This window comes from Bacteroides zhangwenhongii (genome assembly GCF_009193325.2).
In the GTDB taxonomy this organism is placed as follows: domain Bacteria; phylum Bacteroidota; class Bacteroidia; order Bacteroidales; family Bacteroidaceae; genus Bacteroides; species Bacteroides zhangwenhongii.
Window position 1 is genome coordinate 3,280,034 of record NZ_CP059856.1, and the last position, 14,408, is coordinate 3,294,441.

General features: G+C 41.7%; 25 protein-coding genes. 2 read left to right on the forward strand and 23 right to left on the reverse strand.

The window, feature by feature from the left end; translation table 11 throughout:
• Positions 1-223: 223 nt before the first annotated feature.
• The 19 genes from GD630_RS13205 to GD630_RS13295 form a co-directional block, all read right to left on the reverse strand.
• A complete protein-coding gene (locus GD630_RS13205; RefSeq protein ID WP_143869181.1) occupies positions 224-1,306 on the reverse strand; it encodes an ImmA/IrrE family metallo-endopeptidase in 1,083 nt (360 codons plus the stop codon).
• A gap of 3 nt (positions 1,307-1,309) precedes the next feature.
• A complete protein-coding gene (locus GD630_RS13210) occupies positions 1,310-1,717 on the reverse strand; it encodes a hypothetical protein (protein WP_143869183.1) in 408 nt (135 codons plus the stop codon).
• Positions 1,718-2,112: 395 nt separating this feature from the next.
• Positions 2,113-2,256, reverse strand: a complete 144-nt coding sequence (locus GD630_RS13215; RefSeq protein ID WP_153260239.1) for a hypothetical protein — start codon at positions 2,254-2,256, stop codon at positions 2,113-2,115.
• A 23-nt stretch (positions 2,257-2,279) separates the two neighbouring features.
• Positions 2,280-2,558, reverse strand: coding sequence for a hypothetical protein (locus GD630_RS13220; protein ID WP_143869185.1), 279 nt, complete (start codon positions 2,556-2,558; stop codon positions 2,280-2,282).
• Between the two features lie 49 nt (positions 2,559-2,607).
• On the reverse strand, positions 2,608-3,411 hold the full coding sequence (locus tag GD630_RS13225; protein WP_143869187.1) for a DNA adenine methylase: 804 nt from the start codon (positions 3,409-3,411) through the stop codon (positions 2,608-2,610).
• A gap of 20 nt (positions 3,412-3,431) precedes the next feature.
• Entirely contained in the window at positions 3,432-3,632 is a 201-nt protein-coding gene (locus GD630_RS13230; RefSeq protein WP_143869189.1) for a hypothetical protein, read from the reverse strand.
• A 17-nt stretch (positions 3,633-3,649) separates the two neighbouring features.
• Positions 3,650-3,856, reverse strand: a complete 207-nt coding sequence (locus GD630_RS13235) for a hypothetical protein (protein ID WP_143869191.1) — start codon at positions 3,854-3,856, stop codon at positions 3,650-3,652.
• A gap of 19 nt (positions 3,857-3,875) precedes the next feature.
• On the reverse strand, positions 3,876-4,262 hold the full coding sequence (locus GD630_RS13240; protein ID WP_143869193.1) for a hypothetical protein: 387 nt from the start codon (positions 4,260-4,262) through the stop codon (positions 3,876-3,878).
• Entirely contained in the window at positions 4,240-4,770 is a 531-nt protein-coding gene (locus GD630_RS13245; protein WP_143869195.1) for a hypothetical protein, read from the reverse strand. The genes GD630_RS13240 and GD630_RS13245 overlap by 23 nt, the downstream gene beginning before the upstream one ends.
• Positions 4,767-5,000 carry a hypothetical protein gene (locus tag GD630_RS13250; RefSeq protein WP_143869197.1) on the reverse strand — a complete coding sequence of 78 codons (234 nt, stop codon included), beginning with the start codon at positions 4,998-5,000 and terminating at the stop codon, positions 4,767-4,769. The genes GD630_RS13245 and GD630_RS13250 overlap by 4 nt, the downstream gene beginning before the upstream one ends.
• A 4-nt stretch (positions 5,001-5,004) precedes the next feature.
• Positions 5,005-5,379, reverse strand: coding sequence for a Cof-type HAD-IIB family hydrolase (locus tag GD630_RS13255; RefSeq protein WP_143869199.1), 375 nt, complete (start codon positions 5,377-5,379; stop codon positions 5,005-5,007).
• The gene (locus tag GD630_RS13260) at positions 5,376-5,843 is read right to left on the reverse strand and encodes a DUF4494 domain-containing protein (protein WP_143869201.1); all 468 of its coding nucleotides are present in this window, start codon (positions 5,841-5,843) and stop codon (positions 5,376-5,378) included. Before GD630_RS13260 ends, GD630_RS13255 begins: the two co-directional genes overlap by 4 nt.
• An 81-nt stretch (positions 5,844-5,924) precedes the next feature.
• Positions 5,925-6,566 (reverse strand): DUF3164 domain-containing protein, encoded by a 642-nt coding sequence (locus tag GD630_RS13265; RefSeq protein WP_143869203.1) that lies wholly within the window; start codon positions 6,564-6,566, stop codon positions 5,925-5,927.
• A gap of 34 nt (positions 6,567-6,600) precedes the next feature.
• Positions 6,601-6,912 (reverse strand): hypothetical protein, encoded by a 312-nt coding sequence (locus GD630_RS13270; protein ID WP_238482914.1) that lies wholly within the window; start codon positions 6,910-6,912, stop codon positions 6,601-6,603.
• Between the two features lie 13 nt (positions 6,913-6,925).
• A complete protein-coding gene (locus GD630_RS13275) occupies positions 6,926-7,510 on the reverse strand; it encodes a helix-turn-helix domain-containing protein (protein WP_143869205.1) in 585 nt (194 codons plus the stop codon).
• Positions 7,507-7,971, reverse strand: coding sequence for a hypothetical protein (locus GD630_RS13280; RefSeq protein WP_143869207.1), 465 nt, complete (start codon positions 7,969-7,971; stop codon positions 7,507-7,509). The genes GD630_RS13275 and GD630_RS13280 overlap by 4 nt, the downstream gene beginning before the upstream one ends.
• A gap of 18 nt (positions 7,972-7,989) precedes the next feature.
• Complete coding sequence (locus GD630_RS13285; protein WP_143869209.1) at positions 7,990-8,610, reverse strand: DNA repair protein RadA family protein; 621 nt, start codon at positions 8,608-8,610, stop codon at positions 7,990-7,992.
• Positions 8,610-9,503: an AAA family ATPase gene (locus tag GD630_RS13290; protein ID WP_143869210.1), complete on the reverse strand. Its 894-nt coding sequence runs from the start codon at positions 9,501-9,503 to the stop codon at positions 8,610-8,612. The genes GD630_RS13285 and GD630_RS13290 overlap by 1 nt, the downstream gene beginning before the upstream one ends.
• A gap of 51 nt (positions 9,504-9,554) precedes the next feature.
• Positions 9,555-11,648 (reverse strand): DDE-type integrase/transposase/recombinase, encoded by a 2,094-nt coding sequence (locus GD630_RS13295; protein ID WP_143869212.1) that lies wholly within the window; start codon positions 11,646-11,648, stop codon positions 9,555-9,557.
• A gap of 238 nt (positions 11,649-11,886) precedes the next feature.
• Between GD630_RS13295 and GD630_RS13300 the strand changes: the two genes are divergently transcribed.
• Entirely contained in the window at positions 11,887-12,300 is a 414-nt protein-coding gene (locus tag GD630_RS13300) for a hypothetical protein (RefSeq protein ID WP_143869214.1), read from the forward strand.
• Positions 12,301-12,533: 233 nt separating this feature from the next.
• Here the strand turns inward: GD630_RS13300 and GD630_RS13305 are convergent, their stop codons facing one another.
• From GD630_RS13305 to GD630_RS13320, 4 genes are read right to left on the reverse strand one after another with little or no spacing between them, the layout of a single operon-like run.
• The gene (locus GD630_RS13305) at positions 12,534-12,944 is read right to left on the reverse strand and encodes a hypothetical protein (protein WP_143869216.1); all 411 of its coding nucleotides are present in this window, start codon (positions 12,942-12,944) and stop codon (positions 12,534-12,536) included.
• The gene (locus GD630_RS13310) at positions 12,944-13,126 is read right to left on the reverse strand and encodes a hypothetical protein (RefSeq protein ID WP_143869218.1); all 183 of its coding nucleotides are present in this window, start codon (positions 13,124-13,126) and stop codon (positions 12,944-12,946) included. Before GD630_RS13310 ends, GD630_RS13305 begins: the two co-directional genes overlap by 1 nt.
• Entirely contained in the window at positions 13,123-13,509 is a 387-nt protein-coding gene (locus tag GD630_RS13315) for a hypothetical protein (protein ID WP_143869220.1), read from the reverse strand. Before GD630_RS13315 ends, GD630_RS13310 begins: the two co-directional genes overlap by 4 nt.
• Before the next feature lie 2 nt (positions 13,510-13,511).
• Positions 13,512-13,742, reverse strand: coding sequence for a hypothetical protein (locus tag GD630_RS13320; protein ID WP_122264763.1), 231 nt, complete (start codon positions 13,740-13,742; stop codon positions 13,512-13,514).
• Positions 13,743-13,872: 130 nt separating this feature from the next.
• Between GD630_RS13320 and GD630_RS13325 the strand changes: the two genes are divergently transcribed.
• Positions 13,873-14,388, forward strand: coding sequence for a hypothetical protein (locus GD630_RS13325; protein WP_182505615.1), 516 nt, complete (start codon positions 13,873-13,875; stop codon positions 14,386-14,388).
• Positions 14,389-14,408 lie beyond the last annotated feature (20 nt).

Consider the following 14,408-nt stretch of genomic DNA (forward strand, 5'->3'; position numbering starts at 1 on the left):
CATGATTTGCAGCGACTCATTTTTAGTCTGTACTGAATCCTGAATTGACCGCCAAACTGAAAGAACTGCATTCCGTATCTAGGCAATGGGCGTTGACGCCGTTGCAGCATAAGACAATTGTTGTGTTTTTGGGAGAACCGGGGGAATAAAATTTACACAGGCTAGAGAATAATAATCCCCGAAACAATTCGTCTATCGAGGATTATTGCATATTCAATGATAACTATTGATAGGCAGAAATAAAATCAATATGTATCTTCCTCTGAAATTCAGGTTGATATTGTGCCTTCAATAACCAATAAGACACCAATATGCTATTAACATTATATTTATCAGAAAGATACTTTGCATTCATACAATTCCCCATTCTTTTATTCAGAAACACTTCTTTTCGTAGACCATCTCCATTAAAAAGATAGTGATTAGCAAACTTGTTTGCTTCTGTTTCTCTTTTATTTTTTTTAGATTTAGACTCGTTTATTTCGCCTTCCAATACTTCTATATTTTTGTGCTTTATAACGTGCCCAAATTCATGAAATAAAGTAAACCAACATGTTGCCAAATCTCTATTTCTATCAGATATTTCTATAAGCGGATGCCCATTTATCCATCTTACTGAACCATAGACTGTTTTAGGAAGAAACGGCACATAAATAAGTGCCACGCCATAGCGAGCTAATTTTTGTGGCAATTCCATAAAATAGTTCACATTTTCGATTTCTTGTTTCCACTCATAAGATTCGATCCATTTAAAAAATGCATCTTCATCATAACGGGGAAGATCCATTTGTTGAAAGTCTAATTCTCCACGCCTTAGCCATGCCTTCAAATTTATAGGATCTACTTCCGTATTATTCTGTTCTCTAAAAAAAACAGCAACCTTTTCTGAGTCGGCAAATATTTCTTCTTCCGAATCAACATTGAAATAGTCAAGAATGTCATCAAGTAAATCAATCCCATTATTAAATTCATTCCTTAACAATGGAAGAATTTTCTTCAATTGAGTGAAATTTTTACAAGCTGCTTTATAACGGAGCATGCATTGAGATTTATCCTTTTGGTATTCTTCTTGGAAATTTATCAAAAATGATTTAAGTTCATTCCCCATACCAGTTATTCTACATGCCTTGTCTATCTGGCGATCAGTCAGCCGCTCCTTTTGGGAAAGATTCTTAATCCCCATTTGCTTCTCAGCATCGTTAATTTCATTAGCTAAGAAAATACTTTGTAACTCTTGGCCAACGGTGTTAAACATAGACAAAGAGTTTTGTACACCTACTTTGCATATTTGATTCTTTGTTGCCATAGTTTATTTGATATTATAATCGTGATTATTAATTTCAATTACATAAATATATGAAACCTCTTCAAAGGCACCTTTCCAATCTTTCTTTTTTAAAAATTCCAAACTTTCAGTAGTTACAATATGATAAAAGAATTTTCTAAAAGCCCCTGTTACTCGCACTTTTAATATAAAGGGGTCTTTATCTTTTCCACCATTTTTTATCTCTATTCTGTTAGCTGTTAATCCATAGACTTTATTATAATTAGCCGCAGTATCATATTGTTTTAGTCTTTTATGTAATTTAACGGATTCACCAGCAATTGAGGGTCCATAGATTTTATTGAACGCCCTTAGTTTTTTCCGGTCGGACGGGTCTTCTACAAACTCTTCATAACATTTATTTTCTTTGGTGTTTTTAAATAATATATTCATAACATTCGTGTTTTCCACTGCAAAGTTCATGAAAACAATTGAGAATCACAATTTTTATCATCATTTTTAATAAAAAATCCGAGAAATGGCACTTCAAACTAGGGTAAAAGCATTAACGACGCTACGGTAATAAGCGATTGTGAGGTATTTGTGGAAAACAGAGAATAAATAAGAGAGTGCCGCTACAAACAGGATAAATTATCAGGTTGTAGTGGCACTCTCCTTATACAACGATGTCAAACTTTATCTTTTCGGCTTCACTTTCAGAAATGCATCACGAAGCATAAGTAAATAAGATATATAATCGACTGATTCTGTTGCTTTCCCATCTTCACTCAAATTTATTCTTATTTTGAATTTATTCGCATCGAAAACTAAGTCATGCGAACTTATTTTTATTCTCCTAACAAATAAACAATATTCTCATCAACGGATATTTCACCTATTGCATCGTTTGAGTGATCGGCACTTAATAGTCGAACTTCTTTTGATTTGTCTTCAATTTGCATCAACTTATTTATTAGTTCTTGTACTATCATTATAAAATTCCTCTCTGAATTTTTTACTCCAAATTTTTAATAAATTTAGCTACAAGAGGACATTCTTCGTTGCAGCATGATAGTATTTTCTCTCTATCGTTTACGTCATGCACCAAACAGGAATCAAGACAGTAAGATTGAAGTGCTTTTTTTCTCACTTCTTCCTCTTTAACTTTCAAAGCTTCTTCTGCACCGTTCCTAAAAACGAGATCAGCACATCCAACTCTCCATCCTTCATATAACTCTCCATCACATATATGGCAAGCGTTGCATTCTATTATAGTTTCTGGTTTTAAAATCATATTTATTCAATATTCTATTTGTTCCGCACGGCTTCATTATTGTTTTACGCTAAAACAGCGTTGGGTTTAGCTCGTAATTACTTATTAAAATTTCTGTTTTACGTTTCGTCTTGGTTAGATTGGCGACTTTGAGGGGCATATCTATCTTTTCTACATGCCACTTATTGACAGCTACGAAGTATCGAAGTGTTTGGCACCAGAAGTTAGATAAGATGAACTTTCCTTTTATTCCCTGTAGGACGGTGAGCAGTTGGTACAATTCTTCGTGAGTATATCCACGGTAATGACCTTGAGTACACCCAGGGTATGGTGGGTCTAGGTAGAAGAATGTTTCCGGTGTATCTCTTTGCTTTATGACCTCCAATGCATCCCGACAGGAAATCTGTACTTCGGCCAGGCGTGAACGAAGGATATCGTTAAACTCTGTGCGTTTGTTCCTCATAAATATACCTGTATGGCTTCCTGCCGAACCATTACACCATTTCCATCCACCGTGCATACTTCCAGAAAAGGAACCGTTGGTTATCATCCACACCGACCAAGCTAATTCTAAATCTCCGGCCGGAACTCGACCGTTATAGAAATCTTTTGCTTTCAGATACTCTGTTTCTGAATGAAGGGTATTCTCTACCAGGCAGCGCAACTCATCAAAGTTTTCGGCTACCTGTCGGTAAAAAGTGATAAGGCGGTCGTTCTTGTCATTTATAACCTCAAGATAACTCTTAGGTTTAGCAAAAAAAACAGCACCGCCACCGAAAAACGGTTCACAATAAATTTTGTGTGCCGGCATCATGGAAATAATTTTATCGGCCAGCTGCTGCTTGCCACCGTAATATGTGATTGGGGTTCTCATTTGCCTAAAGTTTTGATTTATTATGACGGGTTATACAATTCATATCCATTATCCCAAAGACTATCACTGCGAAAATTAAAGAAATCTTCCAAAGAGATATGGACACCATCCTCTAAAAGAAGAAATCCGTTTTCGATAGTCATCCATTCGTCAGAGGAAAAGAAACGGTGCGTAATCTTCTTACCCTCTTCCATTGCTTGTATAGCTTCTTCTTTGCTCATTATTATTCTGATTAGAATTATAGCTTAACGATATCGACAATTGAAATATGTCTCCTATATCCACATTTATTATCAGATAAAAAAATGTCTATCTGCTTTTGTAGCTCTTCAGCATTTTCGGCGTCATACAGCTTTATTTCTTTAGCCCATCCAGTTAATACCGAATTCCCTCCTGAAGGACTATCTTGTCTATAAGAGAAAATAACTTTATACATCTGCTTCATATCTATTTTTATTTTAAATCTACTTCCTCCTCTTCGGTTCCGCCACGATCGGCCTACTCGTAATCAACTGAAAATACTTTTCATTATCAATCGTAACGGGATTTTTACTTATGAGAAATCCCACGGTACCTTCCAGCTTCAAATTTCTGACAATTGCTTCATTAAACGTGCGATTCCTGAATCCTACGGAATTGGCAACCACTTTTATCAGGAATCCGTCCTCCGTATCAACCTTCCGGACAAACCAGTTCTTGGTGCCTTCCTCATTGGCGACCACAATATGATCTCTCAAGAGCCTCCGACCGGGTTCGGTAATCACACAAAAGCCCCGTTTGGATACTCTGAAAATACTACTCCTGTTTTTCACTACGACACAATTTTCACTATTGTAAATCACTAGTTTCATACTTAAATTCTTTTTTAATGGTTTCTTTGATTGTTTCTATCTTTTTTCTGATCACACCGGCCGATATCCCGGCATACAGCTGTAACTCGCGATACGAGCAACAAGGCTCTATCACTTTCAGGCAAAACAGGCGATAATCCGTCGGGAACATCTCTTTGACAAAACGCAGGATTCTCACATACACCTCTTCCTGCATTTCCTTCAGGTAAATGATTCTTTCGGATTCATCCATGATTGCCATTGAACGGAAGAAAAAGTCATCAGGATGCACATAACGCTTTTCACGAAATTCAGTATGCTTACACATGCTCCTGTATATCAGGACGAAGTAAGGTGTATAATCTACTATATCCTCGTCGCTGAACATGATATACCGACGCAGCTTCAGGTAGGCGTCATGGAAAGAATCTTCCTCCAGCGGCGTCCTGATGAAAGCCTTTTGTTTCAAAAGTTGATATTGGTCCCGAAACCAATAGTCGAACAACGCGAGTTTTGCACTTGTCTTCATAGCTTTTTATCCATTTGATACAACCGTGCCCCCGTCTTCTCCTTCACCCTCAGAAGGAAGTCCGCCGCTTCATCGCTGTCTACCGTCAGAACCACCGCCGCCAGTCCTTCTGTTTTCGGTTTGCGAAACAGCAGGTCACAAGGCTTGTCGTACCAGTTCCAGTAATAAATCAATTCCGAAAGGCGGTCTTCATCTATCCGGATGATGAATTTGATGGGAGGACGTTTCATTTCATTATTTCACTTGTGAGGATTGGTATTCAGCCTCCATGCGCTCGATTTCTTCCAGGCACCGCAACCATCCGGGGAAGCCACCGATATTCTTGTCGTCGATGTAACAGTGAGCGTATATCTTCTTTCCCCCTTCGCCGCCATATTTGGCGACATTCTCAGGATCATGGTCGTTGATGCGGGAAAAGGGGATACGGTGTTCCAACAGCCAGTTGATGGCCTCCAGCAGCCGATCACCCGTGCGGCACGTCCAGATGATAATCTTGTGTCCCTGTTCATGCAGCTTTCTTAGAACTTCTCCCGCATAAGGCTGTTCTCCGAGGATAACGGGATAATTGCTCCGTGCAATCGTCCCGTCAAAATCTACAGCTATTATCATTCTCTAAATTCCAGTTCGTTATCTGATGCCGTGTACGGATAAACATCCATGATAGCCGTTTCCGTCACCGACGGAACCTGATAATCCGCCAGCGTCCCTTTCATCGCCTCGTCAAGGTTCTTCTTGGCGCGGTCAAGATCGGAAGCCTGTACCAGCACGTAAGTGGAAGTGCATTTTTCCGCCCCGCTCTTTTCATCAAGAGTAATGAAGGCCAGTTTGCACTTGAACCAGCGGTCATCCTGTTCGTCATTGCTGGGGAACAGTTCACTGTAATTAGCGCGCTTTATGTCCGATACGGTAAACTCACCGCTGATGAACGGCGTCATCTCTTCAATGATCCTCGCTTCCGCTTCCGTAAAACTGAGAGCGTCCACCAGATAGGGTTCGGTTACTTTCTTCTGCATTCCGTTATCCATTACTTTTTCATAACGGATACGGCATTCAAACCATGTGTGCATTGCCATAATTGTAAATTGTTTAAATAGTGATTGATTGCCACTCCGGCATACGTTCACGCCGGAGGTTGCTCTTATAGATGAATCCCGTTACATCCGGTTGAAAGACGGTTCCACCTTGGACCAGTTGTTATACTTATCCTTCCGTTCGAAGTAGAACTTGATAACGGTACCCTCAACGGTATTGCTTTCACGGAAAAGAGACATGATATCCGAGTATTCCGGGTTATTGAAGTCTTCTTCCAAATCATACAGGGCGGAAATGGATTTATAATCAAGGTCGCCCGCTTCATTACGCTGGATCATCTTCATGGCCAGCTTGTACATCGGATTCTTCCGGGTGTCGTCGGTTTTCCCGATCCATTCGTTCAGGAAATCGACCAGGCGTTTCTCCGCCACGTCCGCACGGTCGTCGAAGCCTTTTACCCGGCAGCCCTTAACGGTCATTTTAAAATCTTCGTCACGCACGCTGAAACCGATCTGTTCGTCACGCTTGAGTTTGCCGTACTCTTTGAGCACATCCATATAGCTTTCCGACTCTCCACGCAACCATGCCATAAAGTCCTTACCGTGTTGCAGATACTCCATGAAACGTGTCTTCACGTCGAACGTAAACTTCGTCTGTATCGCTTCAAAAGCTTCACGACGGCTGATTTTCTCTCTGTTCTCCTCTTCCTTGAGTTCACGGAGCAGCTTTGCCCGTTCCTCTCTTGATAAATTACTGATGTCCATACAATTTTGATTGATTAAATGGTTCATACTATGATTAATACTTGATATTGAATCTCTCGCTGCTTTCCGGAGCGGGAAGGTATTCCTTATCCTCTTCCGTCAGTTCCGACGGAGCTTTCAGCCGTGCAAGGTTGGCCTTGTTGGTCTCCAGCCGTTTGCCGACGGCATTCAGCTCACTGATCAGATTGTCGGATCCGGTTGTCCCGTCGAGTATCCCGCCTTCCATCAGCAGGGAGATGATTTCATCGGAGCGGGATTCATCACGGGCGATCTGATCCTCCAGACGGGTGAGTTCCCGGAGACGCAAGGACATCAATTCATCGGATTCCTTTTGCAAACGTGCCATAAGCCTCTACTCCTTACCCGATTTTATGATTGATATTCATGAAATTTCGGACTGTGGGACTAGCATCCAATTCACTTTTGCTATAATAGACCTTAGTCCCTTTACGATATCCGGTAACCAGTCCCTTGTCCGTCCATGATTTTAAGGTTCCTCTACTGCAGCCGATATATTCATACGCCTTTTGCTGGATAAGGAAATCTGCACGGCTATAACTTTCCGGCATCTTTTTGTAGGCACACCGTCTCCGACGTTCATCCAATAATTCCTCCACAAGAATTTCCAGTTTTTCAATACGGCGAAGAAGCGCCTCTGAAGAAATTTTCTTCGGAGTATCCGGAAGCCGTACAGCCCCGTACTTTGAGACATCCGGTATCAATGTCTCTAATTCTAATTTTCCGGTCAGAAACAGCGCCGCCTCACGAGCCGCACAGTAAGCAGCTTCATCCCTATTCCCTTCCGACACATCGCGGACATAATGCTCAAACACCCAGACTTCCGTATGCCGTTCTTGCAGAACTTCCGCCTGAATCATGCTGGTCTTATCACCTTTCTTACGTAGAATGGCAATCGCTTGGTCTATTTCCCGATTCTTTCTCATGATTTCTTAGTTTTTAATTGGTTCTTCTCCTTATGTGCCACTGCTTCCAACTGCTTTTTAAAAGCCCTCAATTCCGACAGATACATTTTAGATACATTTTTATGCGAAGCGCTCTTGCTACGGGCGAATACATTTAATTTGGCTATATTCATTTGAAATTCTTCCTGTGTATCATTGGTATAGCCTTTATTCAAGAAGGAAATCTGAAAAGACAATCCGAAAATGGCTTTCACCAGTTCTTTTGCTTCTTTACATGCCTTTTCAGCCTGGTCCTCATTGAGTGACGCCAGCAATCTGCGTGCCTCATCAAAAGAAAGCTCCTTACTGCTCTGTGTGCGTCCGTCCGTGAAAGCGTAGATACAGTCGTGACGGGCATCATCATCCATTCCTATCCGACGGAAGGTGGTCTGTAACGCTTTCATCTGTTGCGGGCTGATTGTTTTATCTTTTGTTATTCTCATGATGTTATTATTTAATGATCAGAAAACTTCTCCCCAATATCTAGCCGCTTCCTCCGGCCATGCGTCAATCCGCATCTTCGGTCCGTTGAACCTCCCTTTACTGAAGGCCCTGTACCCTTCCACATATATTTTTTGTGAAGCGTCATACATCACACTGCGGGCACTCCGACCGGATGGGAGCTTTCCATCCGCATGACTGACGAAAATAATCAGCTTATCCTTGTGCTTCTCCTTGAAGACTATATACTGTTTATAGTTCATCTGTGTATATTGGAAACTGTCGATAACAACTATTCCCGGAGACTTCCGTCGTAGAAGCCGTTCGCTCAATTCATCCATCGGCTCGTTGTCCAGAAGAAGAAAACGACGGTTTACCTCCAGCATTCCACAGCGCACCAGTGTATTCTTCATCGTCAGACCGGCACCTTCCTCCAGGCTGTCGTATATCACCCGTTCAAACTGACAGAGATATTTACAGAGCTGAACGACGAAGGTTGTCTTTCCATTACCGGAATTCCCCCACACAAGCCAGACGCCTTTACGTTCCGGTTCTCCGAAAGCATCGTACCATTCGCCCTTGAAGGGAAAAGTTTCCACTTTCGTGGCAAGCAACTCACTCACCGACTTGGCTCTGCCCATTATTCCGCGTCTCCTTTCCTTTTCTGTTCATCAATACGACGTTTACGGGAATGGACAAAACGCTTCACCCTGCGAAGGTCGTTTTCGCTGGCTTCCGCATCTTTCAGTACCTTTTTTATCTCCCCTTCATCGATCAGCCCATTCGCACGGCAAATAGCAAAAATATCATTCCGCGTGGTAGCTGTAAGATCGAAGAACCGACGACCGATGCGGGAATTGATTTCTTTATAACCTTTCTTATTGTATCGCAATCCGTTTTCCATCCGGCGTTTGATGTAGTCTGTAGAGAAAAAGACAATACCGGAATGACCTTCAAGGCGATTATATATAGAGATGAAATAATTGAAAACCGAATCGGTCAGTTTATCACCTTCATCAAAGATGATAAGAGGATTATTCAGAAAGGCGATCATACTGATGGCATACTCAAGCATATCGCGGAGATTCGTTCCGTCAGTCGGCGCTCCCACCTGTTTGGCTATTTCACGGACAAAGTCGCTTTTCTTCATATCTTCCGAACAAAGGATATAGAACACGTTGCGGTGTTTCTTACGGTAATCAATGGCCGCGGTAGTCTTCCCGCATCCGGCATCGCCGACCACCCAGGTGACATTCTTGTACAATTGGGCATCTGCCAGTACAAAAGTAATATCCTTGAATGTCTCGCTTTCGTGTAGTGCCCAGTGTTCAAAGCTAAAACCGATCTGCGTGGCAATACGGATAAACATATCATCGGAAATACTGACGTACTTGCTGTTTAATATGGTAGATACGGTGGCGGCACTCACGCCATTGAGGCTTTCCGCCGCACGGTTGCGTGACAAATAATTGTCACAATAGGCACTAAGAGCGTCACGGATGGCGTTTTTATCTTCTATGCTTAAATCTTTCATTGTTTGAATATTATTTTAATGATTATTGGATACTGATTAAACAGGTGGATGTTACATCCGATCGTAACGGGAAGAGGTTACGTCCTCGAAGGTTAGATTCGAAGTGACCTTGGTATATTCTCCGGTTGTGGAATAGCCCAGTTCCATATCTTCATCCTCTTCCTCCATGACTAGTTTTTCCGGCAGGGAAACAGGAGATTGCAGTGTTCCGGCTTCATACTTCTCACGCACTTCTTTCATTTTCTTTTTGCTCACATTCTTCGGTTGCGGAGTGGAGAGATTGAACAGCTCGGCTGCGATAGCTTCGTTCAAATCAAAATCTTCCGTACTGAGTTGTACCAAAGCCATTGTCTCTTTATTCTGATTGACTGTCCGGTGCATGAACGAAGTTTCTTCGGTAGTACGTTCCTGTGTCGCACGGCTGATAACAACCCGTGGAGTAGCGCTTGCACTGTATTTCAGTCCCGATCCGGTCACCTCCCAAAGCTCTACGACAGTCATATCCATCGGATCGTACATAACCCTAAACTTACGTCCGGTATTGCGAAGTGCCCATTGCTCGTTGCGCAGGCCGTCTTCAGCGTAGACATCGTACTCATATTTCCGCTTGTCAATCTCTATTTTCAGCCCGGCATTGGTATAAGTCACCTCCTTGGCACTTGTCAGCCAAAACATCTGTATCATATCTACAGGCTGAACCGGTACGGTTTCCGGATTCTCACTCATGCGATACATATCAATACGCGCTATTCCCGTAGCCGGGTGAGCGGCATTGTTCCATTCGGCACGACATTGACGGTAGATCTCCTTCACTTCTGCCAACGTGGGCAATGCGTATGCGTTTTGCTCTATAAACTCAAGGTTGGGCTTGCTGTTCATCTTCTTGGTTGTCACGTTCTGACCTGTGAAATACCATATTTTATGGAGTATCTGCTGTTGAAAACGTCCAAAGGCACTTTCAATCGTCTTACTCTGTCCGTTATATGGCATAGTGGGCTTGTGCAAAATGGCAATCTTATTAAAAAAGCCCTGTGCGGCAAGTTTGGTATGACCACCTTGATTGTCATTGACTATTTCGTATGGACGGACACCTGCAAAATCTACCGCCATACGGAATGCGCGATACTGGCTGTCGAATGTTTCTTTCGGAGCGATGTCGTAACCTATCAATGTCTCACTATAGGCATCCATCACTTCGTAGACGGAAGTGGTGCACATCTTTCCGGCTTCATTCCGGTAATACAGGTTCAGTTTCGTACCATCCGAATACCAAAGGGCATCACGCATCTGCGGAAGCTGCGTCTTTAACAGCGATGAATATTTCGATTTCCACTTCTGCATACCATATACGGCAGCAAACCAGAGTGGCATTACAGCGGGATCATTCAAATAATTCCTGAGAGTAGTCATTGACTTGACAGGTTTAAGACCACGTTCTACAGCCTGGCGGTTGAACTCCTCAAATATCTGCGAATCGTTATATATAGGAAATTTGCTACGTTTCAGTTTCAACAACAGACGTCCTTCCATTGGTCCAACCTTACGGGTATTCTGATTCCCGTTCTTGCGACTGACCAGGACTTCATACCCGTATTTCTTATAAGCAGTAAACTTTTCACGAAGACGGGCCGCGTTGGATGGAAGCGTATGCCGATACATTCCACGAAGTTTTTCACATGTACCCAGCACGGTTTCCCATACTTCCTTCGGATGTGAATAACCGCTTTTCCTATGCCGCGACACCATTTCGCTTTCAACGCGGATCATCTCATTCATCACCTGCGCGTTCAGTACATATTCGGCCTGCTTCTTGTCGGCCAAACCACTACCGTCGGCTAATTTATATCTGTCACGGTAGAATTCGACAGCTTTGCTGTCACTTCTTAAAGCCTCACTCATGATTTCTTCTTTGATTTGTTCTTTCATCCGTTGTTCCGCGTCCGGGAATTTGGCGTCGTAAGCGTCTTTGATGGGTTTGTAAAGGGAGACGTAATCGATGAGAACCTTACGTCCGTTTCCTCCAATCGTCAGGGGTTTTATCTTTCCCTCACGTACCTTCTTCTTATAGTTCGGCTTACTCAGGATTCCTCCCTGAGTCACCAGCTCAGCGAAAGTCACACACCGTATATTACCAAACATTTCCATAATCTATCATTTTAAATATTGCGCAAGCGCCCGGCACCGACCCGAACCTGTAAGCCACTTTCCATACCCTAAAAACTACTTATTGAAAACCCCTAATGTTGACTGAAACATACTACAGGGATGTTATCCTAAAAAACAGAAAGTTCTTATCTTGCATGTGAGAAAAACACTATCCCTATTCATCCCGAACCGGAATAGTTTGCTACCTTTGTAGCTATCTAACTAAAACTCAATCATAATGATTACAACTAAATTAAAAGACAACATCTTAATTGTTATATGTTCTTGCGAACTTCAATACGAACGGGTCTATACAATAGACAAACAAGCACTTTTGAAAGAAATTTCAGAAGAATGTTCCGAGAATGAACTTACTTCTATTTTATCCCAATTTGCCAGAATGGGTTTGATTTCTCATTATGTCAACAATTCTAATACAATCAGAATCTGCTTACTTGTCGAAGCTTCAGACTTTCTAGCCCGTGGTGGATTTTATGCCCAAGAAGAACTATTAAAAGCCAACATTGAAAAGCTAAGTGCTGAAATTGACCTCCTAGCGAAAAAACTTCAACCTGATTTTCTTGAAGAAGCTAATCGTTTGGCTGCGCTTGGGGCAAGCATCGTTAGCGTTCTCGCTTTTCTCAAGTCCTAATATGAACCGTTCGAATTGTCTAATTGGATGGGCTTCAAAAGCGAAATAAATTTTCCAATCAGTTGTTTCATTATAGACTTCTTGTCCGTCAACTCGAACGATTCTATTTATACGATCAATAGGAGAAAATTTATTTGATTCATCCTGAGGAATATAAGTAATATCTATTTCTATTTTACACATATCTGTAGCCATCAAAACCAGAATTTATATTATCATGAACTATTTCTCTATTATTTTTTATTCGCACAGTCGAGGTCCACTTGATGATGTTCGCACAATTTATAAAGATCATCTGAGGAAATTGAACCTGAGATACAGTAGTGACATTTATTTTCCTGAATCCGGATGGTCACCCCCTGCATTTGGAGTTCCATTGGAATTAAATTTTTTAGTAAAAATTCCAAAAGACCGGCTAACCGAAGACAAGGCTCTTCTGAAGAGTCTTGTATCGCTTTCTGATAACATAAAGAAGGATGTTCCTGAGATAATAGAGGTATCCATAAAAACGGTTTGTCAGTCATCTCGTTAATAAACTCCAAACAGCCTGCTTTTAATAGTGACAGTTCGGATTTCCTTAGAATCGTAAGTTCCTCAATACGTTCCTCTAAATTCTTTCTATGCATCATTCTTTCGTCTTCCATCACTCATCCCTCCTTTCTTCCTCTTCCAAAGCTCGTCCCAGCAGCATAGCCACTGAAAGAACCAATAACACACCAGCCGTACAGGCATCCTTTATTGAAACGCCAAGCCCGTCAACCAAATTGAGAGCCACAATGAACGCAGCCGCAGCGGCCACATTCTGAATCCATTTAATCACTTTCATACTATCTTATTTAAGTCGTTAAACATCTGTTTCATACCGTAAAGCGCGCTTCCTTTGCGCCACTCCAATTCTTTTTCATATCCGTCCAGCGTCCAAGCCGGGTGGTATTCCTTTAGCCGTTTTGAATTGACCTCAACATTCCCGTTATCATCGAGGCTTATTGTCGCCAAGATGAAAGGAAACGTCACCGAGTTACATCCGTCACTTAGCGGCTCATCAAAACTTATGCTCCAATAGGAGTTCTTACCACTACGGCTTCCACCGGCAGACTGTGCACGCCGGATTGCGAACACAGGAACCCTGTTCTCATCGTAGCGATCAACCACTACTACCACCGACTGCGAGTTCACCAAGCGGGTGCATTCTTCTTTCCAGTATATCATGATTATAGTTTTATCGTTTCCCGATACGGATTCTCCACTTTCTTTTTGATAGTGGTAACCTCATACTGTTCTGCCCCATGATTCAAGGCATAAGCACGCAATATTCGAGCGGTAGGACTCTGCGTTTCAAATCGCATGGCACTCTGAACAGTTCTTTCAGTAACTTTAAATACTTTGGCAATCTCTCTTTGGAGTTCCAAACTGATTTCGATTACTTCTTTTTTTTCTTCCATACTAATATTATTATTAATTGTTATTTCTTATCTTTGAAGCGTCTCTCATTGGAAGACTTTGCAAAGTAATACAGAATTTCTGAATTATCAAAGTTAAATTCAGAATATTTGGAATCAAATTTCAGATAGCATGGATAAAAACAGTATTAATGACCGCTTTATAGAAAGCGTAAACTATCTAATCAGCAACAAATTAGTAGCGAACAAGATAGATCTAGCAGAAAACCTAGGGATAGGCAACACTAAACTTTCAGAAATTCTGAATAAAAGAATGAAAGCTGGAACAGATCTTATTGCATGCTTATGTTATAAGTACAGTATAAATTCAGACTGGCTTCTTATAGGAAGAGGTTCTATGCTTCCAAATGAGCAAACACAACAATTAGAGCAAACACAATCTACGGATCAATCTCAGATTGTGCAAATATTCGTGTCCCAACTTGAAAAAAAGGATAAAGAAATAAAAAGCCTAAACCAACAGATTGCCCAAATGTCCGAAGAACTAGGACACCTTCGTCCCCCAACAGAGTATCGGAAAGATGATGAACAACTTAAACCTAAGGGTTTAGGAACTGCGAAGAATGTTTCTACAAAGAAACCTTCTTCGCCCAATGTAGACAATGTGACCTCTGCCACTGCCCAATGAAAAAAGATGTAATTGAATGT

Coding starts and splice junctions, on each gene's coding strand:
- GD630_RS13205 (WP_143869181.1), bottom strand. CDS start 1,306: ATGGCAACAAAGAATCAAATATGCAAAGTAGGTGTACAAAACTCTTTG.
- GD630_RS13210 (WP_143869183.1), bottom strand. CDS start 1,717: ATGAATATATTATTTAAAAACACCAAAGAAAATAAATGTTATGAAGAG.
- GD630_RS13215 (WP_153260239.1), bottom strand. CDS start 2,256: ATGATAGTACAAGAACTAATAAATAAGTTGATGCAAATTGAAGACAAA.
- GD630_RS13220 (WP_143869185.1), bottom strand. CDS start 2,558: ATGATTTTAAAACCAGAAACTATAATAGAATGCAACGCTTGCCATATA.
- GD630_RS13225 (WP_143869187.1), bottom strand. CDS start 3,411: ATGAGAACCCCAATCACATATTACGGTGGCAAGCAGCAGCTGGCCGAT.
- GD630_RS13230 (WP_143869189.1), bottom strand. CDS start 3,632: ATGAGCAAAGAAGAAGCTATACAAGCAATGGAAGAGGGTAAGAAGATT.
- GD630_RS13235 (WP_143869191.1), bottom strand. CDS start 3,856: ATGAAGCAGATGTATAAAGTTATTTTCTCTTATAGACAAGATAGTCCT.
- GD630_RS13240 (WP_143869193.1), bottom strand. CDS start 4,262: ATGAAACTAGTGATTTACAATAGTGAAAATTGTGTCGTAGTGAAAAAC.
- GD630_RS13245 (WP_143869195.1), bottom strand. CDS start 4,770: ATGAAGACAAGTGCAAAACTCGCGTTGTTCGACTATTGGTTTCGGGAC.
- GD630_RS13250 (WP_143869197.1), bottom strand. CDS start 5,000: ATGAAACGTCCTCCCATCAAATTCATCATCCGGATAGATGAAGACCGC.
- GD630_RS13255 (WP_143869199.1), bottom strand. CDS start 5,379: ATGATAATAGCTGTAGATTTTGACGGGACGATTGCACGGAGCAATTAT.
- GD630_RS13260 (WP_143869201.1), bottom strand. CDS start 5,843: ATGGCAATGCACACATGGTTTGAATGCCGTATCCGTTATGAAAAAGTA.
- GD630_RS13265 (WP_143869203.1), bottom strand. CDS start 6,566: ATGGACATCAGTAATTTATCAAGAGAGGAACGGGCAAAGCTGCTCCGT.
- GD630_RS13270 (WP_238482914.1), bottom strand. CDS start 6,912: ATGGCACGTTTGCAAAAGGAATCCGATGAATTGATGTCCTTGCGTCTC.
- GD630_RS13275 (WP_143869205.1), bottom strand. CDS start 7,510: ATGAGAAAGAATCGGGAAATAGACCAAGCGATTGCCATTCTACGTAAG.
- GD630_RS13280 (WP_143869207.1), bottom strand. CDS start 7,971: ATGAGAATAACAAAAGATAAAACAATCAGCCCGCAACAGATGAAAGCG.
- GD630_RS13285 (WP_143869209.1), bottom strand. CDS start 8,610: ATGGGCAGAGCCAAGTCGGTGAGTGAGTTGCTTGCCACGAAAGTGGAA.
- GD630_RS13290 (WP_143869210.1), bottom strand. CDS start 9,503: ATGAAAGATTTAAGCATAGAAGATAAAAACGCCATCCGTGACGCTCTT.
- GD630_RS13295 (WP_143869212.1), bottom strand. CDS start 11,648: ATGGAAATGTTTGGTAATATACGGTGTGTGACTTTCGCTGAGCTGGTG.
- GD630_RS13300 (WP_143869214.1), top strand. CDS start 11,887: ATGATTACAACTAAATTAAAAGACAACATCTTAATTGTTATATGTTCT.
- GD630_RS13305 (WP_143869216.1), bottom strand. CDS start 12,944: ATGGAAGACGAAAGAATGATGCATAGAAAGAATTTAGAGGAACGTATT.
- GD630_RS13310 (WP_143869218.1), bottom strand. CDS start 13,126: ATGAAAGTGATTAAATGGATTCAGAATGTGGCCGCTGCGGCTGCGTTC.
- GD630_RS13315 (WP_143869220.1), bottom strand. CDS start 13,509: ATGATATACTGGAAAGAAGAATGCACCCGCTTGGTGAACTCGCAGTCG.
- GD630_RS13320 (WP_122264763.1), bottom strand. CDS start 13,742: ATGGAAGAAAAAAAAGAAGTAATCGAAATCAGTTTGGAACTCCAAAGA.
- GD630_RS13325 (WP_182505615.1), top strand. CDS start 13,873: ATGGATAAAAACAGTATTAATGACCGCTTTATAGAAAGCGTAAACTAT.